This window comes from Blastococcus haudaquaticus (assembly GCF_900230285.1).
GTDB lineage: Bacteria > Actinomycetota > Actinomycetes > Mycobacteriales > Geodermatophilaceae > Blastococcus_B > Blastococcus_B haudaquaticus.
Window position 1 is genome coordinate 523,161 of record NZ_OCNK01000001.1, and the last position, 24,746, is coordinate 547,906.

General features: G+C 74.4%; 30 protein-coding genes. 10 read left to right on the forward strand and 20 right to left on the reverse strand.

Annotated elements, in window-relative coordinates:
* Positions 1-175: 175 nt before the first annotated feature.
* On the forward strand, positions 176-475 hold the full coding sequence (locus CRP30_RS02475) for a WhiB family transcriptional regulator (RefSeq protein WP_097182371.1): 300 nt from the start codon (positions 176-178) through the stop codon (positions 473-475).
* A gap of 147 nt (positions 476-622) precedes the next feature.
* On the opposite strand, the gene groL is transcribed toward CRP30_RS02475, so the two are convergent.
* Positions 623-2,269 carry a chaperonin GroEL gene (gene groL, locus CRP30_RS02480; protein WP_097182372.1) on the reverse strand — a complete coding sequence of 549 codons (1,647 nt, stop codon included), beginning with the start codon at positions 2,267-2,269 and terminating at the stop codon, positions 623-625.
* Positions 2,270-2,373: 104 nt separating this feature from the next.
* A complete protein-coding gene (gene groES / locus CRP30_RS02485; protein ID WP_092194970.1) occupies positions 2,374-2,682 on the reverse strand; it encodes a co-chaperone GroES in 309 nt (102 codons plus the stop codon).
* 185 nt (positions 2,683-2,867) lie between these two features.
* On the opposite strand from groES, the gene CRP30_RS02490 reads away from it, so the two are divergent.
* Positions 2,868-4,100 (forward strand): class I SAM-dependent methyltransferase, encoded by a 1,233-nt coding sequence (locus CRP30_RS02490; RefSeq protein WP_097183080.1) that lies wholly within the window; start codon positions 2,868-2,870, stop codon positions 4,098-4,100.
* Here the strand turns inward: CRP30_RS02490 and tsaD are convergent.
* The 5 genes from tsaD to CRP30_RS02515 are packed head-to-tail and all read right to left on the reverse strand — an operon-like array spanning position 4,087 to position 7,396.
* The gene (gene tsaD / locus CRP30_RS02495) at positions 4,087-5,124 is read right to left on the reverse strand and encodes a tRNA (adenosine(37)-N6)-threonylcarbamoyltransferase complex transferase subunit TsaD (RefSeq protein ID WP_097182373.1); all 1,038 of its coding nucleotides are present in this window, start codon (positions 5,122-5,124) and stop codon (positions 4,087-4,089) included. The two genes, CRP30_RS02490 and tsaD, sit on opposite strands and share 14 nt — an antisense overlap.
* Entirely contained in the window at positions 5,117-5,611 is a 495-nt protein-coding gene (gene rimI, locus CRP30_RS02500) for a ribosomal protein S18-alanine N-acetyltransferase (protein WP_097183081.1), read from the reverse strand. Before rimI ends, tsaD begins: the two co-directional genes overlap by 8 nt.
* Before the next feature lie 17 nt (positions 5,612-5,628).
* The gene (tsaB, locus tag CRP30_RS02505; protein WP_097182374.1) at positions 5,629-6,270 is read right to left on the reverse strand and encodes a tRNA (adenosine(37)-N6)-threonylcarbamoyltransferase complex dimerization subunit type 1 TsaB; all 642 of its coding nucleotides are present in this window, start codon (positions 6,268-6,270) and stop codon (positions 5,629-5,631) included.
* A 35-nt stretch (positions 6,271-6,305) separates the two neighbouring features.
* A complete protein-coding gene (gene tsaE, locus CRP30_RS02510; protein WP_097182375.1) occupies positions 6,306-6,758 on the reverse strand; it encodes a tRNA (adenosine(37)-N6)-threonylcarbamoyltransferase complex ATPase subunit type 1 TsaE in 453 nt (150 codons plus the stop codon).
* A complete protein-coding gene (locus CRP30_RS02515) occupies positions 6,755-7,396 on the reverse strand; it encodes a uracil-DNA glycosylase (protein ID WP_097182376.1) in 642 nt (213 codons plus the stop codon). The genes tsaE and CRP30_RS02515 overlap by 4 nt, the downstream gene beginning before the upstream one ends.
* A gap of 103 nt (positions 7,397-7,499) precedes the next feature.
* Between CRP30_RS02515 and CRP30_RS02520 the strand changes: the two genes are divergently transcribed.
* The gene (locus CRP30_RS02520) at positions 7,500-8,168 is read left to right on the forward strand and encodes a TIGR04222 domain-containing membrane protein (protein WP_097182377.1); all 669 of its coding nucleotides are present in this window, start codon (positions 7,500-7,502) and stop codon (positions 8,166-8,168) included.
* A gap of 6 nt (positions 8,169-8,174) precedes the next feature.
* Here CRP30_RS02520 and CRP30_RS02525 read toward each other — a convergent pair whose 3' ends face one another.
* The 9 genes from CRP30_RS02525 to CRP30_RS02565 form a co-directional block, all read right to left on the reverse strand.
* Complete coding sequence (locus CRP30_RS02525) at positions 8,175-9,320, reverse strand: alpha/beta fold hydrolase (RefSeq protein ID WP_097182378.1); 1,146 nt, start codon at positions 9,318-9,320, stop codon at positions 8,175-8,177.
* Positions 9,320-10,462, reverse strand: coding sequence for an alanine racemase (gene alr / locus CRP30_RS02530; protein WP_097182379.1), 1,143 nt, complete (start codon positions 10,460-10,462; stop codon positions 9,320-9,322). The genes CRP30_RS02525 and alr overlap by 1 nt, the downstream gene beginning before the upstream one ends.
* Positions 10,459-11,931, reverse strand: a complete 1,473-nt coding sequence (locus tag CRP30_RS02535; RefSeq protein WP_200814505.1) for an NAD(P)H-hydrate dehydratase — start codon at positions 11,929-11,931, stop codon at positions 10,459-10,461. The genes alr and CRP30_RS02535 overlap by 4 nt, the downstream gene beginning before the upstream one ends.
* The gene (locus CRP30_RS02540; protein ID WP_097182380.1) at positions 11,928-12,320 is read right to left on the reverse strand and encodes a holo-ACP synthase; all 393 of its coding nucleotides are present in this window, start codon (positions 12,318-12,320) and stop codon (positions 11,928-11,930) included. Before CRP30_RS02540 ends, CRP30_RS02535 begins: the two co-directional genes overlap by 4 nt.
* Positions 12,321-12,416: 96 nt before the next feature.
* Positions 12,417-14,279: a glutamine--fructose-6-phosphate transaminase (isomerizing) gene (gene glmS / locus CRP30_RS02545; protein WP_097182381.1), complete on the reverse strand. Its 1,863-nt coding sequence runs from the start codon at positions 14,277-14,279 to the stop codon at positions 12,417-12,419.
* A gap of 103 nt (positions 14,280-14,382) precedes the next feature.
* Complete coding sequence (glmM, locus tag CRP30_RS02550; protein WP_097182382.1) at positions 14,383-15,729, reverse strand: phosphoglucosamine mutase; 1,347 nt, start codon at positions 15,727-15,729, stop codon at positions 14,383-14,385.
* Between the two features lie 20 nt (positions 15,730-15,749).
* The gene (rpsI, locus tag CRP30_RS02555) at positions 15,750-16,169 is read right to left on the reverse strand and encodes a 30S ribosomal protein S9 (RefSeq protein ID WP_097182383.1); all 420 of its coding nucleotides are present in this window, start codon (positions 16,167-16,169) and stop codon (positions 15,750-15,752) included.
* The gene (rplM, locus tag CRP30_RS02560; protein ID WP_097182384.1) at positions 16,166-16,609 is read right to left on the reverse strand and encodes a 50S ribosomal protein L13; all 444 of its coding nucleotides are present in this window, start codon (positions 16,607-16,609) and stop codon (positions 16,166-16,168) included. The genes rpsI and rplM overlap by 4 nt, the downstream gene beginning before the upstream one ends.
* A 146-nt stretch (positions 16,610-16,755) precedes the next feature.
* Positions 16,756-17,241, reverse strand: a complete 486-nt coding sequence (locus CRP30_RS02565) for a beta-class carbonic anhydrase (RefSeq protein WP_097182385.1) — start codon at positions 17,239-17,241, stop codon at positions 16,756-16,758.
* Positions 17,242-17,325: 84 nt separating this feature from the next.
* Here CRP30_RS02565 and moeA point away from each other — a divergent pair, with 84 nt between their 5' ends.
* From moeA to CRP30_RS02585, 4 genes are read left to right on the forward strand one after another with little or no spacing between them, the layout of a single operon-like run.
* Positions 17,326-18,519: a molybdopterin molybdotransferase MoeA gene (gene moeA, locus CRP30_RS02570; RefSeq protein WP_097182386.1), complete on the forward strand. Its 1,194-nt coding sequence runs from the start codon at positions 17,326-17,328 to the stop codon at positions 18,517-18,519.
* Entirely contained in the window at positions 18,516-18,989 is a 474-nt protein-coding gene (moaC, locus tag CRP30_RS02575; protein ID WP_097182387.1) for a cyclic pyranopterin monophosphate synthase MoaC, read from the forward strand. Before moeA ends, moaC begins: the two co-directional genes overlap by 4 nt.
* Positions 18,986-19,483: a MogA/MoaB family molybdenum cofactor biosynthesis protein gene (locus tag CRP30_RS02580; protein WP_097183083.1), complete on the forward strand. Its 498-nt coding sequence runs from the start codon at positions 18,986-18,988 to the stop codon at positions 19,481-19,483. The genes moaC and CRP30_RS02580 overlap by 4 nt, the downstream gene beginning before the upstream one ends.
* Entirely contained in the window at positions 19,480-19,839 is a 360-nt protein-coding gene (locus tag CRP30_RS02585) for a VOC family protein (protein ID WP_097182388.1), read from the forward strand. Before CRP30_RS02580 ends, CRP30_RS02585 begins: the two co-directional genes overlap by 4 nt.
* A gap of 4 nt (positions 19,840-19,843) precedes the next feature.
* On the opposite strand, the gene fdhD is transcribed toward CRP30_RS02585, so the two are convergent.
* The gene (fdhD, locus tag CRP30_RS02590) at positions 19,844-20,674 is read right to left on the reverse strand and encodes a formate dehydrogenase accessory sulfurtransferase FdhD (RefSeq protein WP_097182389.1); all 831 of its coding nucleotides are present in this window, start codon (positions 20,672-20,674) and stop codon (positions 19,844-19,846) included.
* A gap of 40 nt (positions 20,675-20,714) precedes the next feature.
* On the opposite strand from fdhD, the gene mobA reads away from it, so the two are divergent.
* The 3 genes from mobA to CRP30_RS02605 are packed head-to-tail and all read left to right on the forward strand — an operon-like array spanning position 20,715 to position 22,814.
* Entirely contained in the window at positions 20,715-21,431 is a 717-nt protein-coding gene (gene mobA, locus CRP30_RS02595) for a molybdenum cofactor guanylyltransferase (RefSeq protein WP_099459142.1), read from the forward strand.
* 38 nt (positions 21,432-21,469) lie between these two features.
* The gene (locus CRP30_RS02600) at positions 21,470-22,087 is read left to right on the forward strand and encodes an AMIN-like domain-containing (lipo)protein (protein WP_097182390.1); all 618 of its coding nucleotides are present in this window, start codon (positions 21,470-21,472) and stop codon (positions 22,085-22,087) included.
* A gap of 49 nt (positions 22,088-22,136) precedes the next feature.
* Complete coding sequence (locus CRP30_RS02605) at positions 22,137-22,814, forward strand: SDR family oxidoreductase (RefSeq protein ID WP_097182391.1); 678 nt, start codon at positions 22,137-22,139, stop codon at positions 22,812-22,814.
* Positions 22,815-22,872: 58 nt separating this feature from the next.
* On the opposite strand, the gene truA is transcribed toward CRP30_RS02605, so the two are convergent.
* From truA to rplQ, 3 genes are read right to left on the reverse strand one after another with little or no spacing between them, the layout of a single operon-like run.
* Entirely contained in the window at positions 22,873-23,724 is an 852-nt protein-coding gene (gene truA, locus CRP30_RS02610) for a tRNA pseudouridine(38-40) synthase TruA (RefSeq protein ID WP_097182392.1), read from the reverse strand.
* A 40-nt stretch (positions 23,725-23,764) separates the two neighbouring features.
* Entirely contained in the window at positions 23,765-24,139 is a 375-nt protein-coding gene (locus tag CRP30_RS02615; RefSeq protein ID WP_097182393.1) for a hypothetical protein, read from the reverse strand.
* A complete protein-coding gene (rplQ, locus tag CRP30_RS23260; RefSeq protein WP_097182394.1) occupies positions 24,136-24,744 on the reverse strand; it encodes a 50S ribosomal protein L17 in 609 nt (202 codons plus the stop codon). Before rplQ ends, CRP30_RS02615 begins: the two co-directional genes overlap by 4 nt.
* Positions 24,745-24,746 lie beyond the last annotated feature (2 nt).

Sequence of the window (24,746 nt, forward strand, 5' to 3'; positions counted from 1 at the left end):
TTGAGCGACACGATCGGGCTACGACAGACGCCCTCATCCCGAGGGGTGAGGGCGCGTGACCGACGACATCGGACGAAAAGTTGCGAACTCGACGTGTTTGACCATGTCGGGCCAAGGGCACCGGCCCCTTGCAGCCGGACAGCCCCCCTCCGGCTCACGTAGCCCTGGAGGACACATGGCCGACATTCGCAGGCTCCCGACGCCGGTCGCCGAAGTCTGGGACTGGCAGCTCCACGGCGCGTGCCGTGGGGAGAACACGTCCCTCTTCTTCCACCCGGACGGTGAGCGCGGTCCCGCCCGGGCCCGTCGGCAGACTGCGGCCAAGGCCGTCTGCGGGCGCTGCCCCGTCCTGGAGTCCTGCCTCAAGCACGCACTGTCGGTACGCGAGCCCTACGGGGTCTGGGGTGGCATGAGCGAGGAGGAGCGGGCCCGGCTGATCGCCGCGGAGCCCGCCGCCGTCGCCGCCGGGGTGTAGCTCCCCCACACACACGCCGAAGAGGGCGGGTCCGGACTTCTCCGGACCCGCCCTCTTCGTTCGTCCTGCAGACGACGAGATCGGCGATCTCGCCCCCGTCAGCGGTCCGAAGCGGGCGAGATCGGCGATCTCGCCCGCTTCGTGCGACTAGTGCGAGTGGCCGTGCCCGCCGTGCGAGTGGCCGTGGGTGTGGTGCCCGCCGGCGTGCTCGTGCTCCTCCTCCTCGGGCTTCTCCACGACCGCGGAGTCGGTGGTCAGCACCATCGCCGCGATCGACGAGGCGTTCTCCAGGGCGGCCTTGGTGACCTTGACCGGGTCGATGACGCCCTGGCCGGCCAGGTCGCCGAACTCACCGGTCGCGGCGTTGAAGCCCTGACCGGCACCGAGGTCACGCACCTTGCTGACGACGACGCGACCCTCGAAGCCGGCGTTCTCCGCGATCCGGGCCAGCGGGGCGTCAAGCGCCGTGCGGACGGCGCGGGCGCCGGTCAGCTCGTCACCGGAGAGGTCGAGACCGTCGATGGCCGACGCGGTGTGCACGAGCGCCGAGCCGCCGCCGGGGATGACCCCCTCCTCGACCGCCGCGCGGGTGGCGGCGATGGCGTCCTCGATGCGGTGCTTGCGCTCCTTGAGCTCCACCTCGGTGGCCGCCCCGACGCGGATGACCCCGATGCCGCCGGCCAGCTTCGCGAGGCGCTCCTGGAGCTTCTCGCGGTCCCAGTCGGAGTCGGTGGCGTCGATCTCGCGGCGGATCTGCGCGACCCGGTCGCCGATGGCCTCGGACGTGCCGCCGCCGTCGACGATCGTGGTGTTCTCCTTGTCGACGGTGACCCGGCGGGCGGTGCCGAGCACCTCGAGGCCGACGGAGTCCAGCGACAGACCGACGTCCTCGCTGACGACCTGACCACCGGTGACGACGGCGAGGTCGGTCATGAACGCCTTGCGGCGGTCACCGAAGAACGGCGACTTGACCGCGACGACCTTGATCGTCTTGCGGATGGAGTTGACGACGAGGGTGGACAGCGCCTCGCCCTCGACGTCCTCGGCGACGATCAGCAGCGGCTGCCCGCCGCGCGAGAGCACCTTCTCCAGCAGCGGCAGCAGGTCGGCGAGCGCACCGATCTTTCCGCTGACCAGCAGGACGAGGGCGTCCTCGAGAACGGCCTCCATCGACTCCTGGTCGGTGACGAAGTAGGGCGAGAGGTAGCCCTTGTCGAACTGGACGCCCTCGGTGACGTCCAGCTCGGTGGACATCGAGTTGCTCTCCTCGACGGTGATCACGCCGTCCTTGCCGACCCGCTCGAACGCCTCGCCGATCAGCTCGCCGACCTCGGCGTCCTGCGCGGAGATCGTGGCGACACCGGCGATGGCCTTGCGGTCGTCGACCGGGATGGCGATCTCGTCCAGCGCGGCGTGCACGGCGTCGACGGCGGCCCGCATGCCACGGCCGAGTGCCATCGGGTTGGCGCCGGCGGCGACGTTGCGCATGCCCTCGTGAACGAGCGCCTGAGCGAGCACGGTGGCGGTCGTCGTGCCGTCACCGGCGACGTCGTTGGTCTTGGTGGCGACGTTCTTGGCCAGCTGCGCGCCGAGGTTCTCGTACGGGTCGTCGAGGTCGATCTCGCGGGCGATGGTCACGCCGTCGTTGGTGATGGTCGGCGCACCGAACTTCTTGTCGATGACGACGTTGCGGCCGCGCGGGCCGAGCGTCACCTTGACCGCGTCGGCGAGCTTGTCGACGCCGCGCTCGAGGGAGCGCCGCGCGTCCTCGTTGAACTTGATGATCTTGGGCATGTGGACCTCTCGGTCAGATGTTCCGCGGAAAGACGACCGCCCCGGGACCCGAGATCGGGTCGCCCGGGGCGGTTGTCAGAGCTGGTGGAGCTGGTGCCGTGTGGTCACTTCTCCACGACGGCGAGCAGGTCGCGCGCGGAGAGCACGAGGTACTCCTCGCCGCTGTACTTGACCTCGGTGCCGCCGTACTTCGAGTAGATGACGACGTCACCCACGTTCACGTCCAGCGGGACGCGGTTGCCGTTGTCGTCGATGCGGCCGGGGCCGACGGCGACGACGGTGCCCTCCTGGGGCTTCTCCTTGGCGGTGTCCGGGATGACCAGACCGGAGGCGGTGGTGGTCTCGGCCTCGTTGGCCTGGACCACGACGCGGTCCTCCAGCGGCTTGATGCTGACCTTGGTAGCGGTCGTCACGTTGTGGCGCCCCCTTCGGTAGGACGGATGGGGATGTCTAGCGATGCTGTGGCACGGGATCCGGGCACCCGCCGTCGCGGGGGTCGGGCGCCAGCCCGTGTCGGTTGGCACTCTACCCACGAGAGTGCCAGCCGCTCAACCGGGTCCCCGGGGTGGGTGACCAGCCGGTACGCGAGGCTGTGCCGGTGGACGGCGAACCGGACGTGCAGGCCGTCGAGACGGTGCGCCAGCTCCGGGCCCTGGCCACACCGGCGGGCGCGGCGGCCCTGTCCCGGGCAGCCGCCCTGCTGGCGGCGCGGACCGACGCGGTGACCGCGCTGACCCGGTTGCGCGCCGAGGTGGGCACCGACCTGGCCGGGCCGGCGTGGGGCATCGCGCGGCAGCGGGACAGGGCCCGCGCCTCCTTCGGTGCCGACGCCGACCGCCTGCTCTTCACCGGCGACACCCTCGAGCAGGCCGGCCGTCCCGTCCTCGCCGACCGCCGCGCCACCCGGCTCCTGGCCGCCGGTGCAGAGGCCGTCGCGGACCTGGGGTGCGCGGCCGGCACGGACACCATGGCGCTGGCCCGGGCGGGCGCGCGGGTCGTCGCCGTCGACCGTGACCCGGTGGCGCGGGAGCTGACCCGGCTGAACACCGCCGCCCTGGGGCTGACCGGCGTGGAGGTGGTCGACGCCGACGTCGTCGACCTCGTCGCGGCCGCCACGGCCGGAACGGTGGCCGGCTGCGAGGCGGCGGTCCTCGACCCCGCCCGGCGAGCGGGCGGTCGCCGGCAGATGGACCCCGACCGCTGGTCGCCGCCGTGGTCCACGGTCACCGCGCTGCTGGACCGGGTCCCCACCTCCGCGGTCAAGGTCGCTCCCGGGCTCGACCACGACCGGGTGCCCGAGGGCGTCGAGGCGGAGTGGGTCTCCGTCGGCGGTTCGATCGTGGAGGCGCTGCTCTGGGGCCGCGGGATCTCGACCGCCTGGCGACGGGCGACGCTCGTGCGCGACGGAGCGGTCTCGGAGGTGAGTGCCGACGACGACCCCGGCCCGGCGGCCGTCGGGCCGGTGCGCGGCTGGCTGCACGAGCCGGACCCGGCGCTGATCCGGTCCGGGCTCATGTCGCTGGTCGCCGACGGCGCCACGCTGGTCGACCCCACGATCGCCTACCTGACCTCCGACGGCCCGGCCGCATCCCCGTGGCTGAGCTCCTACCGGGTCACCGACGTGCTGCCGTTCAACCTCAAGAAGCTCAAGGCGCACCTGCGCTCGCGCGGGATCGGCCGGGTCGTCGTCAAGAAGCGGGGCTCACCGATCGAGCCCGAGACCCTCGCGCGCCAGCTGAGAGGGCCAGGGAGCGACGCCGCCGTCGTGGTGGTCACCCGCGTGGCCGGCGCGCCCACCGTGCTCGTCTGCGAGCCGCTCACCCCCGGATGACCTCGATCGGCAGCGAGCTGTCCGCCCCCAGGTCGGGGGACGACGGCGCGACGCCGGCGGCCACGAGCCGGGAGCCGAGCGCGGCCACCATCGCGCCGTTGTCGGTGCACAGCCGCGGGCTCGGCACACGGAGGACGATCCCGGCCGCCGCGCAGCGCTCCTCGGCGAGCGCCCGCAGCCGGGAGTTGGCCGCCACGCCGCCGCCGAGGACGAGATGGTCGACCCCGTGGTCGCGGCAGGCGCGCACGGCCTTGGCGGTCAGGACGTCGGCGACCGCCTCCTGGAACGACGCCGCGACGTCGGCGACCGGCACGTCCTCCCCTGCCCGCTGCCGCGCCTCGACCCAGCGCGCCACCGCGGTCTTGAGGCCGGAGAAGGAGAAGTCGTAGGGCGCGTCGCGTGGGCCGGTGAGACCGCGCGGGAAACCGATGGCGCGGGGATCGCCCTCGCGGGCGGCGCGGTCGATCGGCGGCCCCCCCGGGAACGGCAGCCCGAGCACGCGGGCGACCTTGTCGAATGCCTCCCCCGCGGCGTCGTCGACCGTCCGGCCGAGCGACTGCACCTCCTGCGCGAGGTCCGGGACGAGCAGCAGCGAGCTGTGCCCGCCGGACACCAGCAGCGCGATCGACGGCTCGGCCAGCGGGCCGTGCTGCAGCTCGTCCACGGCGACGTGCGCGGCGAGGTGGTTGACCCCGTACAGCGGCTTGCCCAGCGCCAGGGCGTACGCCTTGGCCGCGGCGACGCCGACCAGCAGTGCCCCGGTGAGCCCCGGTCCGGAGGTGACGGCGATCGCGTCGACGTCGTCGACGGTCGCGCCGGCGTCGGCCAGGGCGCGGTGCACGGTCGGGACCATCGCCTCCAGATGCGCCCGCGAGGCGATCTCCGGAACGACCCCGCCGAAGCGCTCGTGCTCGGCCATCGAGGTGGCCAGGGCGTCGGCGAGCAGGGTGTGCCCGCGGACCAGCCCGACGCCGGTCTCGTCGCACGAGGTCTCGAACCCGATCACCAGCGGCTGATCAGCCACGTCCGCCTCCCGCCCGGCTCAGCGCCCGCACCCGTTTGCGCTTCATGACGACGGCGTCGGCCCCGCTCGGCTGGTAATAGCCGCGGCGCCGCCCGATCTCGACGAACCCGCGCCGCCGGTAGAGGTGCTGAGCGGTCTCGTTGTCCGCGCGCACCTCGAGCAGGACGACCGGGCTGCGCCTGTCCGCCTCGGCGAGGAGGTCGTCGAGCAGCAGCGAGCCGATCCCCTCGCCCTGCAGCGCCGTGGTGACGCCGAGGGTCGCGACGTGCGCCTCGTCGTCGTAGGCGATGAGCCCGCCGTACCCGACCATCACCGGCGGCCCCTCGACCGGCTCGTCCTCATCGCCACCGACGTCGAACTCGGCGACGACGTAGTAGCGGGTGTCGCCGCGGGAGAGCTCGTCGCGGTACATCGCCTCGGTCCAGGTGTCCGGGGCGAAGAGCTCCTCCTCCAGCCGCATCACGGCCGGCAGGTCGGCGGTCGTCATCGGCCGCAGCGTCACGCTCACGACTGCGACACCGCCTTGATCGCCGTCGGCGGGGTGGCGTCGGGACGGCGCAGGTACAGCGGCACGAGCGGGCCGGCCGACGCCGGGTCGGCCAGCTGTGGTCCGGCCGCGCGCAGCAGCCCCGCCGTCGTCACCCGGGCCTCCCCGACGGCGCGGCCCAGGCGGGCGGCGGCGAAGGTCGGGTCCCCAACCACCGGCTCCGGCAGCTGCACGTCGGCGGGCTTGTCGACCGAGGGTCCGGTGAGCCGGCCGCCGTCGGCGCCGTAGGTGGCCCAGTAGATCTCGCGGCGACGGGCGTCGGTGACGACCGTCCGCTCCCCCGTGCCGATGGCGTCCAGCGAGCAGACCCCGATCACCCGCAGGCCGCGTGCGTCCGCGAGCGCCGCGGCGGTGACCACGCCGACCCGGAGGCCGGTGAAGGGACCGGGCCCGAGTCCGGTGACGACGGCGTCCAGGTCGCCCATCGCCAGGCCGGCGTCCTCGAGGACGCCACGGATGGCGGGCGTCAGCAGCTCGGCGTGCCTCGTCCCCGACGGCACTGCGCGCTCGGCCAGGACCGTCGTCCCCCCGACGGCCGACCACCGCGCCAGGCCGGCCACGAGGACCGGTGTCGCGGTGTCGAGAGCGAGGACGAGCACGTCCGACGACGTTACCGAGCCGCGCCAGGCCCGACTCAGCGGGCGTCCAGTCGCCGTTCCCATCCGGCTCCGTGCGGCACCAGCACAGCACTCCGGACGTCGTCGTCGCGGCGGTCCAGCCGGACCACCAGGTGCTCGTCGGTCAGTCGCTCGACCAGCCCTTCCCCCCACTCCACCACCGTCACCGACTCGTCGGTCGAGGCGTCGAGGTCCAGGTCGTCGACGTCGGCCACCCCGCCGAGCCGGTAGGCGTCGACGTGCACCAGCGGCACCCGTCCACCGCGGTGGACGCGCGAGATGACGAAGGTCGGCGAGGTGACCGGCTCGCGGACGCCGAGCCCGGCACCGATGCCCTGGGTGAGCGCGGTCTTGCCGGCGCCCAGGGGCCCGACGAGGACCACGAGATCCCCGGGAGCGAGCAACTCGGCGAGGGCACGTCCCAGGGCGTGGGTGTCCTCCGGCGTCGGCAGGACGTGCTCGCGCCTCATGCCAGCGCCCCGGCGACCGCGGTCAGGTCCTCGAGCAACCCCGCCCGCGGGGCGCCCCTCGGGCCGAACCGGATGGCCGCCGACGGGTGGTAGGTCGCCCAGACGGCACGGCCGTCCACCTCGTGCGGACGGGCGCGGACCTGCGCGAGGACCGTGCGCGGACCGAGGAACCACTTCGCGGCCGAGAGACCGAGAGCGACCACGACCGGGGGGTCGAGCAGTTCGAGCTGGCGGCGCAGCCAGCCGCTGCAGCGCGCCACCTCGGGCGCCTTGGGGGTGCGGTTGCCCGGCGGCCGGCACTTCACGATGTTGAGGACCGCGGCCTCGCTCCGCGACAGGCCGGCCTCGCCGAGCAGCTGGTCCAGCAGCGCGCCGGACCTCCCGACGAACGGCCGGCCGGTCTCGTCCTCGTTCGCCCCCGGCGCCTCGCCGATCAGCGCGAACCGGGGCCGACCGCCGGACGGCACGTCACCGACGACGACGTGCTGACGGGTCGCCGCGAGCTCGGGGCAGGCGACGCAGGGCCGGTTCACCGCGGCGAGCGTGGCCCAGTCGGGAGCCGCAGCGGCCACGCGGGCGACCTCGTCGGCCAGCTCGTCGGACCTGGCGTCGAGGCGGGGCGGTCGGGGGGCGGCCACCTCCGCACCCTAACCAGGGTCGCCGGACGCTTCCGCCGGCAGCCGGGAGGTGGGACCGTCGGCCCAGGGCCTGTCCCGTTCCGTTCCCGGGAGGACGACGACCATGACGACGGCAGAGCTGGACCTCTACGAGATCGCGTTCCTCGCGGGCGGCGTCGACCGCGTCATCGACACGGCCCTGGTGGCCCTCGTCGAGTCCGGTCGGATCCGCGTGCACGCGCCGGGCGAGCTGGCCGTGGTGGAACCCGGCCGGTCCCATCCCGTCGAGGGCGCCGTCATGGACGCCGTGGGGACGCACGGCCACCGCTCCGTCGACACCATCCGCTGGCGGCTGGCCGACGACGCCCGGCTCTCCGAACCGGGAACGTCGCTGGCGGCCTCGGGGCTGCTCCGGCGCCGGTCCCGCCTGCGCCGCCGGAGGTCGTCGGGGTCGGCATGGTCGCCGACGTCGACGGGGCGGGAGACGCTGCGCCGGCTCGCCGACGACCCCGGGGCCGCCCGCGTCCTCGACGGCGGCCACGCGTTCCAGGTGGCGGCGCTCCAGGTGGCGCTCCGGGGCCGGGAGGCGTTGCCCGACCCGCGGTCGCGCAGCGAGATCTTCGAGCGCCCTCTCCCGCCGCTCCCGCGCAGCTCCGGCATGGACCGGCGCATCCGGGACGCAGGCCTGCACGATCCCGGGCACGCCGCCTTCCGGACGCAGCACGGCGCGATCGGCGGCGCCGCGGCCATCGGGTTCCTCGAGGGTGGCGGCGGCGACGGCGGGGGCTTCTGACCGGGCTCAGTGCGGAGAGGACGCCCCCGCGCCGACCTTGCGGAGCAGCACGCCGAGCGCAGCCGTCACCTCGTCAGGTTTCTCCAGGATCACCATGTGCCCGGCATCCGGGACGACGACGTACTGCGCGTCCGGCAACCGCTGGATGAGCAGCTCGCTGTGCGCCTTCGGGATCATCGTGTCCTTGTCCCCGGTGAGCACCAGGGTGGGGATGGTCCGCATCGGCGCCAGCGATCCGGTCTCGTCCATGCCGGCCAAGGCGGGGTAGAACTCCGCGATCACGTCGACCGGGGTCCCCGCGATCATCGAGTCCACGTAGCGCACCAGCGCCGGGTCCACGTCGGACGACGCGAACGACAGCGCCCGCGTGGCCAGCGAGACCACGTCGGCCGCCACGCGACGGGTCCGCTCGGCGATGGCGGGCCGGCGCCGCATGGTCCACGCCGCGACCGGGAGGACCGCCGCACGCACCCGGGTCAGCAGCTCCGGCAGGCCGAAGTCCAGATCGGCCAGCTGGCCGCTGGACGTGGAGAGCAGGCCGACCGCGACCACCTTCGGGCCGAACAGCTCCGGCCGCAGCGCCGCCAGTCCCATGATCGTCATCCCGCCCATGGAGTGGCCGACGAGGACGACCGGACCGCGCGGCACCCGGGTCTCCAGGACGGTCGCCAGGTCGCTCGCGAGCTGCTCGATCGTCGACCGCTCCGGCTTCCCCCGGCCTGAGGCGCCGTGACCGCGCTGGTCGTAGAAGACCAGCCGCGCATCGGGGCGGTGGCCGTTCTCGGTCGCCAGGGTGGCCGCCAGGGCCCGGCGCTGGAACGTCCACGACGCCATCGACAGGGTGTAGCCGTGCACGAAGACCACGGTCAGGGGGGCGTCGCGGGGTCCGACCTCCTCCACCGCGAGCAGCACGCCGTCGTCGGCCTGGACCAGCGCGGTCCGGTCCGGCGCCCGCGACTCCCCACCCAGCGGGTCGTCCTCCCGCAGCTGAGCGGCCGTCAGCGCCGCCGGCCCGATCTCCTCCGCCCGCACCCGGCGGCCGGCGATGCGGCTCACGGCGACACCGACCGCGGTGCCGGCGGCTGCGAGACCGACGACGGCCCCGACGATCCCTGCGACGTGCCCGCGCGACTGCGGGGCGGGACGCGCCATCAGACGGCTCCGGCCGAGCCGACGTAGCGGCGGGTGAACCGGCCGCCGACGCGGGTGACCAGCTCGTAGTGGATGGTGCCGACGGCGTCGGCCCACTGCTGCGCCGTCGGCTCTCCGCGGTCGCCGGGGCCCCAGAGCACGACCTCGTCCCCGGCCGCGATGGCGTCGTCCCCCACGTCCAGGACGAACTGGTCCATGCAGACGCGGCCGGCGATGCGGCGCTGTGCCCCGGCGGCCAGCACCGGCGCGGAGTTGCCCGCCGCGCGGGGCACACCGTCGGCGTAGCCGACGGGGACGAGCGCGAGGGTCGTCTCCCGGTCCGTCGAGTACTCGTGCCCGTAGGAGACGCCCGCGCCGGCCGGCACCCGCTTGGTCAGCATCACGCGGCCCCGCACGGTCATCGCGGGGCGCAGGCCGTGCGCCGCGGGGTCGGACCCGCCCAGCGGGTCGAGCCCGTACAGCGCGATGCCCGGCCGGACCATGTCGTACCAGGTGCCGGGCAGCGCGACGGTGGCGGCGGAGTTGGCCAGGTGCAGGCGGGCGTCGGTGAGGCCGGCGGCCCGCGCGATCGCGACCGCCTCGTCGAACACCCGCACCTGCGCCCCGATGGTCGGGTGGGTGGGCGCATCGGCGTAGGCCATGTGGCTCCACAGCCCGACGACGCGGACGTGCCCGTCGGCCTGGGCCCGGGCCGCGGCCTCGACCACCGCCGGCCAGTCGGCCATCGTGGCGCCCTCGCGGGAGAGCCCGGTGTCGACGAACAGGTGGAGCGCGGCGGTCCGTCCGGTGGCCTGCGCGGCCGCGATCACCTCGTCGAGGCCCCAGACGGCGTTCACCGACACCTGCACGTCCTGCTCGAGCGCGGGCACGAAGTCGGTGCCCGGGTTGTGCAGCCAGGACAGCACCGGGGCGCGGACGCCGGCGGCACGGAGGGCCAGCGCCTCGTCGAGGACGGTGACGCCGAGCTGGTCGGCCCCACCGGCGAGGACGGCGCGGGCGGCCGGCACGAGGCCGTGCCCGTAGCCGTCGGCCTTGACGACCGCCATGAGCGGCCGGCCGACGTGCTCGCGCAGCACCGCGGTGTTGGCGGCGATCGCGTCGAGGTCCACCACGACCTCGGCGCGGGCGGCTGGGTTCGTCACGCTGCCGAGTCTCCCAGGCGGGGGGCGCCGAGCCCGCGCACCCGGCCGACGGCCTCCGGCAACCGGCGCACGAGGTCGCCGGCGAGCAGGGGCCCGTGCTGCGCGGCGAGCTGGCCGCTGCGGCCGTGCAGGTGGGCGCCCGCGGCAGCGGCCTCTGCCGCCGGCAGGCCGGCGGCCAGCAGCGCGCCGACGATCCCGGACAGCACGTCGCCGGTGCCCGCGGTGGCGAGCCATGGGGTGCCGGTCGCGTTGACGAAGGCCGTTCCGTCGGCATCGGCGACCACCGTGGCCTCGCCCTTGAGGAGCACGACGCAGCCCAGGTCCGCGGCGAGCCGGCGGGCGGCGCCGACGCGGTCCTGGCCCGGCTCGGTGCCAAACCGGGCGAACTCGCGGTCGTGCGGGGTCAGGACGGTCGCGCCCTCGCGTCCGCGGACGAGATCGGGCTCCGCCGCCAGCAGCGTCAGGGCGTCCGCGTCGACCAGGACCGGCAGATCGGTGGCGAGCACCTCGGCCAGGACGCTCCGCGCGTCGTCGCCGGTGCCCATGCCCGGACCCACCACCCAGGACTGCACGCGACCGGCATCCGCCGGGCGGCCGTCGGTGACGACCGCTTCCGGCCACGCGGCCCGGACGCCGTCGGCCGCCGTGCCGGCGTACCGCACGAGGCCCGGCCGGGTGCGCAGCGCGGCACCGGTGCACAGCACGCCCGCGCCGGGATAGGTGGCCGAGCCCGCGACCACGCCGACCACCCCCTGCGAGTACTTGTCGTCGTCCCCCGACGGCGGGGAGAGGCCGGCGGCCACGTCGGCGTCGGTGAGCTGGAAGGCCGTGGCCGACGGGAGGTGCGGGCCGAGGCCGATGTCGACGAGGTGCACCGTCCCGGCGTGCGAACGGCCCTCCCCCACGACCAGGCCGACCTTGACCACGCCGAACGTGACGGTGTGCATGGCCGGGAAGGCGACGCCGTCGACGGCGCCCGTGTCCGCGTCGATGCCGCTGGGCACGTCGACGGCGACGGTGACCGCGGTGCCGTCGGCGGCGGCTGCGGCCAGGTCCGCCGCGTCGCGCCGCAGCCCGCCGCGGCCACCGATGCCGAGGATGCCGTCGAGCACCAGGTCGGCGCGGCTCACCAGCGTCGCCGCGGACCGTCCGTTCCCGGCGACCACGCGTCCGCCGGCCCGCCGCAACGCGGCCAGACCGTCCGGGTGCGCCCGTCCGGGATCGAGCAGCACGGCCGTGACCCGCGCTCCCCGGCCGGCGAGGCGGGCCCCGGCGAGGAGCGCGTCCCCGCCGTTGTTGCCGGTGCCGACGAGCAGCGCCACGCGGCGCCCGTACACCCGGCCGAGCAAGCGCACGCAGACGCTGGCCAGGCCGGCCGCGGCACGCTGCATCAGGGCGCCCGGTGGTGTGGCGGCCAGCAGCGGCTCCTCGGCGGAGCGGACCTCCGCGGCGGTGTGCAGACCGATCACGAGGGTTCCCCGGCCCGCGGCACGCCCTCGGCGACGACCACCGCGGAGGCGATGCCGCCGTCGTGGCTCAGGGAGAGGTGCCACGACGAGACGCCGAGCTGGGCGGCGCGGCCGGCCACCGTGCCCCGCACCTCCAGATGCGGGCGGCCGTGTTCCCCGACCATCACCTCGGCGTCGTGCCAGCGCAGGTCACCCGGCGCCCCGAGCGCCTTGGCCAGCGCCTCCTTGGCCGCGAACCGTGCCGCCAGCGACTCCCCGGTGCGCGGGTGCCCCGACGGCGTCCGCTGCTCAGCCGCGGTGAACAGCCGGTCGCGCAGACCCGGCGTGCGCGTCAGCGACTCCGCGAACCGCTCCACCGGCACGACGTCGATCCCGACCCCGATGATCACAGACGTGAGTCTGCCGCGTCAGCGGCGAAGGTGCTGGAACGGCCATCCTTCAGGGGCCCGCGCCGAGCTTGCGAGGCGTGGGGGGAGGGTGGTCCTTTATTCGACGGTGACCGACTTGGCGAGGTTGCGCGGCTGGTCGACGTCGTACCCGCGGGTGTCGGCGATCTCGCAGGCCAGCACCTGCAGCGGCACCGTGGTCACGACGGGCGCGAGCAGGGTCGGCGTCCGCGGCACGCGGATGATGTGGTCGGCGTAGGGGACGACGTCCTCGTCGCCCTCCTCGGCGATCACGATCGTGCGCGCACCCCGGGCCCGGACCTCCTGGATGTTGGAGACCACCTTGCCGTGCACGGACTCGCGGCTGCGCGGCGAGGGCACCACCACGACGACGGGCGTGCCCTGGTCGATGACCGCGATGGGGCCGTGCTTGAGCTCCCCGGCGGCGAACCCCTCGGCGTGGATGTAGGCGAGCTCCTTGAGCTTGAGGGCGCCTTCGAGTGCGACCGGGTACCCGACGTGGCGGCCCAGGAAGAGGATCGTGTTCGCGTCGGCCAGCGACCGGCCCAGCGCCCGCACCTCGTCCATGCCGGTGAGCACCTGGGCGACGGCCTCGGGGAGGCGGCGCAGGTCGTCGACGATCGCGGCGACCTCGTCCTCGTACTTCATGCCCCGCACCTGGGCCAGGAAGAGCCCGACCAGGTAGCAGGCGACGATCTGGCTGAGGAACGCCTTGGTGGAGGCGACGGCGATCTCCGGCCCGGCGTGGGTGTACAGCACGGCGTCGGACTCGCGCGGGATGGTGGACCCGTTGGCGTTGCAGATGGCCAGCACGCGGGCCTTCTGCTCCTTGGCGTGACGCAGCGCCATCAGCGTGTCCATCGTCTCGCCGGACTGGCTGATGACGATGACCAGGGTCGACCGGTCGAGCACCGGGTCGCGGTAGCGGAACTCGCTCGCGACCTCGACCTCGACGGGGATGCGGGTCCAGTGCTCGATGGCGTACTTGGCGATCAGCCCGGCGTGGTAGGAGGTGCCGCAGGAGACCACGAAGATCTTGTCGATGTCGCGCAGTTCCTGATCGGAGAGGCGGACCTCGTCCAGGATCAGGTCGCCGCTCTCGCCGAGCCGGCCGAGCAGGGTGTCGGCGATGGCCTGCGGCTGTTCGGCGATCTCCTTGAGCATGAACCAGTCGTAGCCGCCCTTCTCCGCGGCGGCGGCGTCCCAGTCGACCGTGTAGGCGGTCGGCTCCACCGGCGCGCCGAAGAAGTCGGTGACGGTGACCCCGCGGGTGCGGTCGATCTCGACGACCTGGTCCTGCCCCAGCTCGAGGGCGTTCCGGGTGTGACCGATGAACGCGGCGACGTCGGAGCCGAGGAAGTACTCCCCCTCGCCGACGCCCACCACCAGCGGGCTGCTGCGCCGGGAGGCGACCAGCGTGTCCGGCTCGGAGACGCAGGTCGCGACCAGCGTGAAGGCGCCCTCGAGGCGCCGGGACACCGTGCGGAGGGCCTCGGCGAGACGGCCCGGGCCCGCGGGGGTGCGCGCGTACTCGGCGGCGAGGAGGTGGGCGGCGACCTCGGTGTCGGTGTCGGAGGCGAACTCGACGCCGTCCCTCTCGCACTCGGCCCGCAGCGTGGCGAAGTTCTCGATGATGCCGTTGTGGATCACGGCCACCGAGCCGTCGGCCGAGAGGTGCGGGTGGGCGTTGCGGTCGGTCGGCCCGCCGTGGGTGGCCCACCGCGTGTGGCCGATGGCGACGGTGGCGGCCGGCAGCGGATGCTCGGCCAGCACCTTCTCCAGGTTCGCCAGCTTCCCGGCCTTCTTCGCCGAGGTCAGCTCGCCGTCGGCGACGACCGCGATCCCCGCGGAGTCGTAGCCCCGGTACTCGAGCCGCCGCAGACCTTCCAGGACCACGTCCCGGGCGTCCTGCGGACCGACGTATCCCACAATGCCGCACATTTGGCCCAGGGTACCGGCGGAGGCGGACCATTCCGTCCGACTGGCCCGTCAGGAGGGGAGGATCGGCCCACCCGTCGTCGCCCGCACCAGCGGCCACACGGGACTACCCGACGGCGGCGACGACCTCCGCCAGCCTCGCGGCGACCTCGTCGGCCTGCTCCTGGCTCGGCGCCTCGACCATGACCCGCACGAGCTGCTCGGTGCCCGAGGGGCGCAGCAGCACCCTGCCGGTCTCCCCGAGCTCCTCCTCGACGGCGTTGACCGCCTCGGCGACGGCTTCGCTCTCCGACACCGCGATCCGGTCGGCGACCGGGACGTTGACCAGCGTCTGCGGCAACCGGCGGACCACCGACGCCAGCTCGGCGAGGGAGTCGCCCGTCGCCCGCATGCGGGACAGCAGGGCGAGCCCCGTGAGGACGCCGTCGCCGGTGGTGGCGTGGTCGAGGAAGACGAGGTGGCCGCTCTGCTCGCCGCCCAGGCTCAGCCCGCGCTCCCGGAGCGCCTCCAGCACGTAGCGGTCGCCGACCGCGGTCGTCTGCACCGCGATGCCGGCGTCACGCATGGTGTGGTGGAAGCCGAGGTTGCTCATGACGGTCGCGACGACCGTCTCGTTCTTGAGCGCGCCGCGCTCGTGCAGCGCCAGAGCGCAGATCGCGAGGATGGCGTCGCCGTCGACGACGTCACCCTCGGCGGTCACGGCCAGGCACCGGTCGGCATCGCCGTCGTGGGCGATCCCCAGGTGGGCGCCCTGCTCGCGCACCGCCTCGATGAGCGGTCCCAGGTGCGTGGAGCCGATGCCGTCGTTGATGTTCCAGCCGTCGGGGTCGCAGCCGATGGCGTGCACGGTCGCACCGGCACGGCGGTAGACGTCTGGCGCGGTGGCGGCGGCCGCCCCGTGGGCGCAGTCGACCACCACGCGCAGGCCGTCGAGCGGCTGGTCCACCGTCGACAGCACGTGCCGGGCGTAGCGCTCGCCGGCGTCGTCCAGGACGCGGATGCGGCCGATCGCGGCACCCGTGGGCCGGTGGCCGTCGGAGGTGCCGGTGAGGACGGTCCGCTCGATGGCCGCCTCGAGCGCGTCGGGCAGCTTGTGGCCACCCCGGCTGAAGAGCTTGATGCCGTTGTCCGGCATCGGGTTGTGGCTGGCCGAGATCATGATGCCGAGGTCGGCGTCGCTCTCCGCGGTCAGGTAGGCGAGCGCGGGGGTGGGCACCACGCCGGCCAGGAGCACCTCGGCGCCCGCGCTGGTGAGCCCGGCGACGACCGCGGCCTCGAGCATCTCCCCGCTCGCACGGGGGTCGCGCGCGACGACCGCGACGGGACGCGAGGTCCCGTCGCGGTCGGCGAGCACTCCGGCAGCAGCACGTGCCACCGAGAGGGACAGCTCCGGCGTGAGGTCGGCGTTGGCCAGACCTCGTACGCCATCGGTCCCGAACAGCCTGCCCCCCATGAGCGGCGCAGCCGTGCGGGTCAGCGCTTGGAGTACTGAGGCGCCTTGCGCGCCTTCTTGAGGCCGTACTTCTTGCGCTCGATGACCCGGGGGTCACGGGTGAGGAAGCCGGCCTTCTTCAGGGCCGGACGGTCGTCGGGCTCGACCTCGATGAGGGCCCGGGCGATCGCCAGGCGCAGCGCGCCGGCCTGACCCGAGACGCCGCCACCGTGGAGCAGGCCCACGACGTCGTACTGCTCGCCCTTCTCCAGGATCACGAACGGCTCACGGATGAGCTGCTGGTGGACCTTGTTGGGGAAGTACTCCTCGATGGTCCGACCGTTCAGCGTGAACTGGCCGGTGCCGGGGAGGAGACGCACCCGGACGATGGCCTCCTTGCGGCGGCCGACTGTCTGGATGGGACGCCCGTCGGCGTCGGTGATCGTCGCTGCGCTGGTCACTGGGCCACCTGCTTGATCTCGAAGGTCTGGGGCTGCTGCGCAGCGTGGGGGTGCTCCGGGCCGGCGTAGACCTTGAGCTTGGAGAGCATCTGCCGACCGAGGGTGTTGTGCGGCAGCATGCCCTTGATCGCGCGCTCGACGACGCGGTCGGGGTGGGTGCGCAGCTGGTCGCCGACGTTGGTGGTCTTCAGACCACCCGGGTGACCGGAGTGCCGGTAGGCGACCTTGTCGTCCCGCTTGTGACCGGTCAGCGCGACCTTGCCGGCGTTGACGATGACGACGAAGTCACCGACGTCCAGGTGCGGGGCGTACTGCGGCTTGTGCTTGCCACGGAGCAGGATCGCGGTCTGGCTGGCGAGTCGACCGAGCACCACGTCGGTGGCGTCGATGACATGCCAGGCCCGGGCGATCTCGCCGGGCTTGGGTGAGTACGTGCGCACGGCGCTCGTGTCCTCCGTCGTCGTCGGGGTGGCTGGTGGAATCGCCTCACCGAGTACGGGAGACGGTGCGGACACGCGGGCACCAGCCGGCTTGCGCGCGCCAACCGAGCACGATACCAGCCGACGCACGCCGTCCCGGACGACGGCTAGATGATCTCCCGCACGCGGCCGGTCTCGACGTCGTAGACGGTGCCGCGCACCTCGTGGGAGAGCAGGTAGGGGCTCTCCCGGATCAGCCGCATCGACTCACGGACGTCGTCGTCCACGTCGGTGAACGTGCGCGCGGCCCACGGCGGACGGCGACCCGTGGCCCGCTCGACCGTGTCCGCGAAGGAGACGTCGTCCGTGGTCTGCAGGCCGCACTGGGTGTGGTGGACCAGGACGATCTCCCGGGTGCCGAGCGCGTGCTGGCTGAGGGTCAGCGAGCGGATGACGTCCTCGGTGATGACGCCGCCGGCATTGCGGATGACGTGTGCGTCGCCGACCTCGAGGCCCAGCACGCCGAACAGCGGGATGCGGGAGTCCATGCACGCCACGATCGCGACCTTGCGGGCGGGACGCACCGGCTTGCTGCCGGGGAAGCGCGCGGCCCACTGCTCGTTCGCGGTCAGCATCCGGTCGATCTCAGCCACGCATCCTCCTCACCCATGACGGTCGCGAGGACCTTAACCGGCAGCGCCGTGCCCGGCCCGCCGCCCATCGGCCAGGATGGAGGCGTGCGCACGGTCGAGGAACACCAGGCGGTGGTGGATGCGCTGCTGCGCGCCCTGCCGGAGGAGATGGTCCCGCTGGCCGCCGCCCACGGCCGCGTCCTGGCGCGGGACGTCGCCGCGACGGTCGCCCTCCCCGGCTTCGACAACTCCGCCATGGACGGGTACGCCGCGCGGTGGGAGGAGGTCTCGCGGACGCCCGTGAGGCTGCCGGTCGCCGACGACATCCCGGCCGGGCGCACGGACGTCGTCCCCCTGGCCCCGGGGACCGTCCAGCGGATCATGACCGGCGCCCCGCTCCCCGCCGGCGCGGATGTCGTCGTTCCCGTCGAGCTCACCGACGGCGCCACGGACGTCGTGGAGATCAGCAACTGCCCGGCCCGGGGGACGCACCTGCGCGCGGCGGGCGAGGACATCGCCGAGGGCGCCGTCGCGCTGGAGGCGGGCAGCCCGCTGGGCGCGGCCCAGCTGGGCCTGGCGGCCGCGGTGGGGGTCACCGAGCTGCCGGTGCGCCGGAAGCCGCGGGTGCTGGTCCTGTCGACCGGCAGCGAGCTGGTGGCACCGGGGCAGCCGCTGCTCCCCGGCCAGATCTACGAGTCGAACAGCCGGCTGCTCGTGGCCGCGGTCGAGGACGCCGGCGGCGAGGCCCGGCAGCTGCACTTCGTCCCCGACGACGTCGGGCAGTTCCTCGGCACGGTGCGCAGCGAGGTCGCCACGGCCGACCTGCTCATCACCAGCGGCGGGGTGAGCGCCGGCGCGTACGAGGTGGTGAAGGACGCCTTCCGGGAGCTGGGCACCGTGGAGTTCGCCAAGGTGTCGATGCAGCCCGGCGGGCCCCAGGGCGCGGGCACGGTGGACGGCGTCCCGGTGGTGACGCTGCCGGGCAACCCGGTCAGCGCGTTCGTGTCCTTCGAGGTGTTCGTCCGCCCGGCCCTGCGTCGGGCCATGGGCTACACCCATCCCGGCCGCCTGCACGTCCCGGCCCGGCTCACCGGACCGCTGCGCTCCCCCGCCGGCCGCCGTCAGTTCCTCCGCGGCCGGTTCGACGGGGGGCAGGTCTCGCAGGTCGGTGGCCCGGGCTCGCACCTCGTGGCACACCTGGCCCGCGCCAACTGCCTGGTCGTCGTCCCCGAGGACGTCACCGAACTGCCCGCCGGCGCCGAGGTCGACGTCGTGCTGATCGAAGGAGCTCTGCAATGACCGAGCCGCGGCTGACGCACGTGGACGAGACCGGCGCCGCGCGGATGGTCGACGTCAGCGCCAAGGCGGTGACCGCCCGCGAGGCCACTGCGGCAGGTCGGGTGCTGGTCAGCCCCGAGGTGATCGACCTGCTGCGCGGCCGCGGCGTCCCGAAGGGCGACGCCGTCGCCGTCGCCCGCATCGCGGGGATCGCCGGCGCCAAGCGGACCCCGGACCTCGTGCCGCTGTGCCACCCGATCGCACTGCACGGCGTCACCGTCGACATCGACGTCACCGACGACGGCGTGGACATCACCGCGACCGCCCGCACCGCCGACCGGACCGGGGTGGAGATGGAGGCGCTCACCTCCGTGGCCGTCGCCGGGCTCACCATGATCGACATGGTGAAGGCGGTCGACCCGCGCGCGTCGATCACCGACGTCCGCCTGCTGCGCAAGTCCGGCGGCAAGAGCGGGGAGTGGACGCGGTGAGCGAGCTCCCCGCGGATGCGCGGGCGGTCGTCCTGACCGCGTCCAACCGCGCGCACGCCGGCGTCTACGAGGACCGCAGCGGTCAGGCCCTCGCGGCGGGGCTGACCGCGCTCGGCTTCGCCGTCGAGGGACCGCACGTGCGCCCCGACGACGTCGACGAACTGGAGGCGGTCCTCCGCGACGCCGTCGACCTCGGCGTCGACGTGGTCGTCACCACGGGCGGCACAGGCCTGTCGCCGACCGACGTCACCCCGGAGGCCACCCGCCGCGTGCTGGAGCGCGAGGCGCCGGGCATCGCCGAGGCGGTCCGCCGGTACGGAGCGGAGAACGGTGTCCCGACGGCAGTGCTCTCCCGCGGCCTGGCGGGCACGGCCGGGCGCACGCTGATCGTCAACCTGCCCGGCTCGACCGGCGGCGTGAAGGACGGACTGGCGGTGCTCGGCCCGCTGCTCCCCCACGTGGTCAGCCAGCTCCGCGGCGGCGACCACCGATGATCGGACGCCTCGAGAAGACGGTGCTCGACTGCCCGGACCCGCGGGCGCTGGCGAGGTTCTACGGCGAGATCCTCGGTATGCGCGTGAACGAATACACCGACGGCGAATGGGTCGTCATCGGCCGCGAGCCCGGACTCCGCGAGCTGGCGTTCCAGCGCGCCGAGGACTACCGGGCACCCCGGTGGCCCGACCCCGAGCATCCGCAGCACGAGCACCTCGATATCCGGGTCGTCGACGTCGAGGCCGCCGAGACCGCGATCCTCGCGCTGGGTGCCCGGCTCCTGCAGGGCGAGACGGGCACCGGTTTCCGGGTGTACGCCGACCCCGCCGGGCACCCCTTCTGCCTCGTCTACTGAGGGGTCAGTCCGGCAGGACGACCCGCCCGGTGTGCGTGTAGACGTTGCAGCCGTCGCCCCGCAGGAACCCGACCAGCGTGATGCCCACCTCGCGCGCCAGCTCGACCGCGAGTGACGACGGCGCGGAGACCGCCGCGAGCACCGGGATACCGGCCATCGCCGCCTTCTGGGTCAGCTCGAAGCTGGCCCGGCCGCTCACCATCAGGACGTGACCGGCCAGCGGCAGCCGGCCCTCGCGGACGGCGTCACCGATCACCTTGTCGACGGCGTTGTGCCGGCCGACGTCCTCGCGCAGCGCACCCAGCTCCCCGGTGGCGGTGAACAGACCGGCGGCGTGCAGACCGCCGGTCTTCTCGAACACCTGCTGCTCGGCGCGCAACGCGTCAGGGAGCGCCAGGAGCACCTCCAAGGGCAGCCGCACCTCGTCCGCGGTCACGTCGAAGGTCGTCTTCGTGCGGATCGCGTCGATGCTCGCCTTGCCGCAGACCCCGCAGGAGCTGGACGTGTAGAAGTTCCGCTCGAGCCCGAAGTCCGGGATGGGCACACCGGCCGCGAGGTCGACGTCCACCACGTTGTAGGTGTTGCGCCCGTCGGCGTCCACGGAGTCGCAGTAGCGCAGGCCGGCGACGTCGTCGTGCCCGGCGATGACCCCCTCGGTGGCGAGGAACCCGTGGACGAGGTCGAAGTCGTCCCCCGGCGTCCGCATCGTCACGGCCAGGGGTTTCCCGGCGAGCCGGATCTCCAGCGGCTCCTCGGCCGCCACCGTGTCCGGGCGGGTGGTGTGCTGCGATCCGCGGATGCGCAACACCGGCGTCCGGCTGGTGACTCGTCCCACGGGGAGGACGGTACCCACGTCGCGGCTCTACGGTGACGCCATGGACACCCCGCCCCCGTTCACCGCGGTGGTGCTGGCCGGAGGCAGGGCCGCGCGGCTCGGCGGCCAGGCCAAGCCCCAGCTGCTGGTGGGCGGGCGCCCGATCCTCGCGGCGGTCCTGGGCGCGGTCGCGGGCGCCGAGCGCCGGATCGTGGTGGGCCCGCCGCAGCCGACGCCCGCCGACGTGCTGCTGGTGCGGGAGCAGCCGCCCGGAGGGGGCCCCGTGGCCGCCATCCGCGCCGGCCTCGCCGAGGTGGCCACGGGCGTCGTGGTCGTCGTCGCCGGAGACCTGCCCTTCCTGACCGCGGCCGTGGTGGACGGGCTGCTGGACCGGCTCACGGGCGGCGGCGTCATGGCCGTCGACGACACCGGTCGCGACCAGTACCTGCTGGGCGCCTGGCGCACCGAGGCGCTTCGGACGGCGGTGGCGACCGCCCGGGGGCCCATGCCGCTGCGGCGGGTCCTCGCGCCGATCGCTGCGCACCGGTGGCGGCCCGAGGTCGCCCCGGGTGACCCGCCGCCCTGGCTGGACTGCGACACCCCGGCCGACCTCGCGCGGGCCCGGGCGATCGCCGACGGACACCTGACGCCGGGGCCACCGTCGGCACCCCCGCCGCCGGCACCCCCACCGCCGGCACCCCCACCGCCGGCACCCCCACCCCCGCTGGAGCGGCCCAGCCTCGTCCCGCGCTTCCAGGCCCCCCACGAGCCCGGCTGAACGGTTACGTTCCGACCGGAACCGCCCGAGGAGGACCGATGCGCATCCGCCACGGCGTCGCCGTCCTGGCGGTCGCGCTGCTCCTGGCTGCCTGCTCCCAGGAGGTGCAGGGCGTGGCCAGTCCGGGCGCGTCCTCCCCGCCGCCCTCCTCCGGTTCTCCCGCCCCGCCACCGCAGTCCCCGCCGGAGCCGGGCGGATCCGAACCGGGCGGATCGGAACCGGGCGGATCGGAACCGGACACCGGTGACAGGTCCGGCCCGGCCACCCCCGGTGCGGACGACGACGGCGACGGGCCACGGGTCAGCGGGATCAACTTCCGGAGCGACGACTCGTCGGCCCGGCTGACGGTGAACCTCTCCGGGAGCGGCGTGCCCGAGTGGACCGTGGCGTACTCCGAGGCGACCGGACCGGACGGCGAGCCCATCGACATCGCCGGCGACGCGTTCCTCCGCGTCCGGGTCCGCAGCGACGTCGGCGGCGGCAGCCAGGGGTCGTCCCGGCTCTCGATCTCCCCCGGCCCGGTGGCCGAGGCGCGGACGACCGGTGCCGCCGACGGGTACGAGGAGGTGCTCATCGGCATGCGCGGCGGCGAGCGGCCCTTCACCGTGGACGTGCTCACCGATCCCGGGCGGCTGGTCATCGACGTCACCAACTGAACCGGCCGGGCCGTGTGCCAGGTCGCTCCGGAGGGGTACGGCGGTCAGCATGCGCATCGTTCTCGCCGGTGCCCACGGGCAGATCGCCCGTCGGCTCGGCCGCCTCCTGTCCGCCCGGGGCGACACCGTCGTCGGCATCGTCCGCAACCCCGACCACGAGTCGGACGTCCGGGCCGACGGGATGGAGCCCGCCGTCCTCGACCTGGAGTCGGCATCGGTCGACGACGTCGCGTCGGCGCTCACCGGCGCGGACGCGGTGGTCTTCGCGGCCGGGGCCGGACCGGGCAGCGGCGCCGCCCGCAAGGACACCGTGGACCGGGGCGCCGCCGTCCTGCTCGCCGACGCCGCCGAGCAGGCAGGCGTGCGGCACTACCTCCTGGTGTCCTCGATGGGCGTCGACGCGGTGGCCGACGGCGGCCGGCCCGACGGTCTGGACGACGTCTTCGTGGTCTACCTGCAGGCCAAGCTGGCGGCGGAGCGCGACGTCCTCTCCCGGTCCGGCCTCCGGACGACGGTGCTGCGGCCGGGCGGACTCACCGACGATCCGGGCACCGGCCGGGTGACCCTTCAGCCGTCGGTGGACCGGGGCAGCGTGCCGCGTGACGACGTTGCCGCGGTGCTCGTCGCCCTGCTGGACGGCAACCGGGACGGGAACCTGGACGACGTCGTCCTCGAGCTGGTCAGCGGGCCCACGCCGATCGACGAGGCGGTCAGCGCCCTCGGCTGAGCGCGGGCGTCGGCGCTGGCCATCCTCGACTCGCAGCTGGACCGGCTGTTCGGCTCGCCTACGCCGGGGACGCGTCCCGGCGGGCTCGCGTGACGAGCGCGCGGGCGGCGAGTTCGTCGTCCACCGGGTAGTCGACCCGCACCAGCGTCAGCCCGCCGGCGGGGACGACGGGCACGTCGCTGGACCGCTCGGTCCGGGACAGCAGGGCGGCCGGCCACTCCGGCGGCCGGCGCCCCTCCCCCACGGCGGTCAGCGCCCCGACGAGGCTGCGCACCATGGAATGGCAGAACGCGTCGGCGGAGGCGTACACCGTGACCAGGCCGCCGTCCCGGGCGACGTCGAGAGCCAGCAGCGTGCGGATCGTGGTGGCGCCCTCACGACGCCGGCAGAAGGCGGCGAAGTCGTGCTCGCCGAGCAGCAACCCGGCAGCCTCCGCCATCGCTCCGGCGTCCACCGGTCGCGGCCAGCCGACGGTGTCGGCCCGGCGCAGTGGCGGCGGCCCGGCGGGGTCGTCGGTCAGCCGGTAGACGTAGTGCCGGCCGAGCGCGCTGAACCGGGCGTCGAAGTCGGGGGGCGCCTCGGCGACGGACGGCACGGCGATGTCCGGGGACAGCACCCCGCGCAGCCGGCGCACCAGCCGCGGCCCGTGCTCGTCCCAGACCCCCTGCGGGAGGTCGCAGTGGGCGACCTGGCCGGTGGCGTGCACCCCGGCATCGGTCCGGCCGGCGACGGTCAGGTCGACGGGGACGCGCAGCACCATCGACAGTGCCTGCTCGAGGTCGCCCTGGACGGTCCGCTGGCCGGGCTGGCGCGCCCAGCCGTGCAGCGCGGTGCCGTCGTAGGCCACGTCGAGACGGACGCGGACGAGCCCGCTCCCCCCAGGGGGAACGGGCTCGTCCGGGTGCTGCACGGTGCAGGCCTCGGCACCGGTAGGCAGAGCGCTCAGGGTCTTACGTGGGGTCGGGCGCGGCGTCGCCGCCCTGGTACTGCTGGCTGGCGGTCGCTGCGTCGCCCAGTTCCGCGGCCTCGATCTCGGCGGCCGCGGCGTTGGCCACCTCGGGCGACAGGGACGGGTCGTCGACCACGGCGATGTTCTGCCGGGTCGGCTGAGGCGTCACGGCTCCGTCGTCCTGGTGCTCGTCGTCGGGGTTGTAGAGATCGGTGACGATCTCCTGCGCCTCGTCGCTGACGCTGCCGTCGGTGACGGCCGGGGACGTGTCGCCGCCCGGACCGGTCGTCTCACCCTCGAACGTGGCCCCCTGGTCGCCGCCACCGGCGGAGACGCCGGCAGCGCCCGCGCCCGCGACGCCCTCGGGCGAGCTCATCGCGCGTCCGTGCCCTCGGCGTCGGCGTCGGCGTCGGCGGCCGGAGCCTCGACGTCCTCGGCAGCAGCCTCCTCGGCCACGTCGTCGGCGGCCACGTCCTCGGCGACGGTGTCCTCGGCGACGGTGTCCTCGGCCGTCTCCACGGCGTCGGCGGTGACCTCACCGGAAGCAGCGGAGGCGCCGGCACCGGAGGCGAACTGCGTGCCCCGGGCGCGCTCGGCCTCGCCGACGGCCTGCTGGCCGACGGTCAGGGCCTCGACCAGCTCGATGACCGCCATCGGGGCGTTGTCGCCCTTGCGGGGACCCACCTTGGTGATCCGGGTGTAGCCACCAGGACGGTTCTCGTAGCGAGGACCGATCTCGGCGAAGAGGGTGTGGACGACGTCCTTGTCGCGGATCGTCGTCATGACCTGACGGCGGGCGTGCAGGTCACCGCGCTTGGCGAAGGTCACCAGCTTCTCGGCCAGGGGACGCAGGCGCTTCGCCTTCGTCTCGGTCGTCGTGATCCGCCCGTGCTCGAACAGCGAGGTGGCCAGGTTGGCCAGCATCAGCCGCTCGTGCGCGGGGGACCCGCCGAGCCGGGGGCCCTTGGTGGGGGTGGGCATGT

What these genes read in the sequence shown, in the direction of transcription:
- glmS (WP_097182381.1), bottom strand. Translation starts at nt 14,279, where the DNA reads ATGTGCGGCATTGTGGGATACGTCGGTCCGCAGGACGCCCGGGACGTG.
- glmM (WP_097182382.1), bottom strand. Translation starts at nt 15,729, where the DNA reads ATGGGGGGCAGGCTGTTCGGGACCGATGGCGTACGAGGTCTGGCCAAC.
- CRP30_RS02475 (WP_097182371.1), top strand. Translation starts at nt 176, where the DNA reads ATGGCCGACATTCGCAGGCTCCCGACGCCGGTCGCCGAAGTCTGGGAC.
- rimI (WP_097183081.1), bottom strand. Translation starts at nt 5,611, where the DNA reads ATGACGACCGCCGACCTGCCGGCCGTGATGCGGCTGGAGGAGGAGCTC.
- CRP30_RS02525 (WP_097182378.1), bottom strand. Translation starts at nt 9,320, where the DNA reads ATGGCGCGTCCCGCCCCGCAGTCGCGCGGGCACGTCGCAGGGATCGTC.
- CRP30_RS02605 (WP_097182391.1), top strand. Translation starts at nt 22,137, where the DNA reads ATGCGCATCGTTCTCGCCGGTGCCCACGGGCAGATCGCCCGTCGGCTC.
- CRP30_RS02615 (WP_097182393.1), bottom strand. Translation starts at nt 24,139, where the DNA reads ATGAGCTCGCCCGAGGGCGTCGCGGGCGCGGGCGCTGCCGGCGTCTCC.
- tsaE (WP_097182375.1), bottom strand. Translation starts at nt 6,758, where the DNA reads ATGAGGCGCGAGCACGTCCTGCCGACGCCGGAGGACACCCACGCCCTG.
- CRP30_RS02585 (WP_097182388.1), top strand. Translation starts at nt 19,480, where the DNA reads ATGATCGGACGCCTCGAGAAGACGGTGCTCGACTGCCCGGACCCGCGG.
- moaC (WP_097182387.1), top strand. Translation starts at nt 18,516, where the DNA reads ATGACCGAGCCGCGGCTGACGCACGTGGACGAGACCGGCGCCGCGCGG.
- groL (WP_097182372.1), bottom strand. Translation starts at nt 2,269, where the DNA reads ATGCCCAAGATCATCAAGTTCAACGAGGACGCGCGGCGCTCCCTCGAG.
- CRP30_RS02520 (WP_097182377.1), top strand. Translation starts at nt 7,500, where the DNA reads ATGACGACGGCAGAGCTGGACCTCTACGAGATCGCGTTCCTCGCGGGC.
- mobA (WP_099459142.1), top strand. Translation starts at nt 20,715, where the DNA reads ATGGACACCCCGCCCCCGTTCACCGCGGTGGTGCTGGCCGGAGGCAGG.
- CRP30_RS02600 (WP_097182390.1), top strand. Translation starts at nt 21,470, where the DNA reads ATGCGCATCCGCCACGGCGTCGCCGTCCTGGCGGTCGCGCTGCTCCTG.
- rplQ (WP_097182394.1), bottom strand. Translation starts at nt 24,744, where the DNA reads ATGCCCACCCCCACCAAGGGCCCCCGGCTCGGCGGGTCCCCCGCGCAC.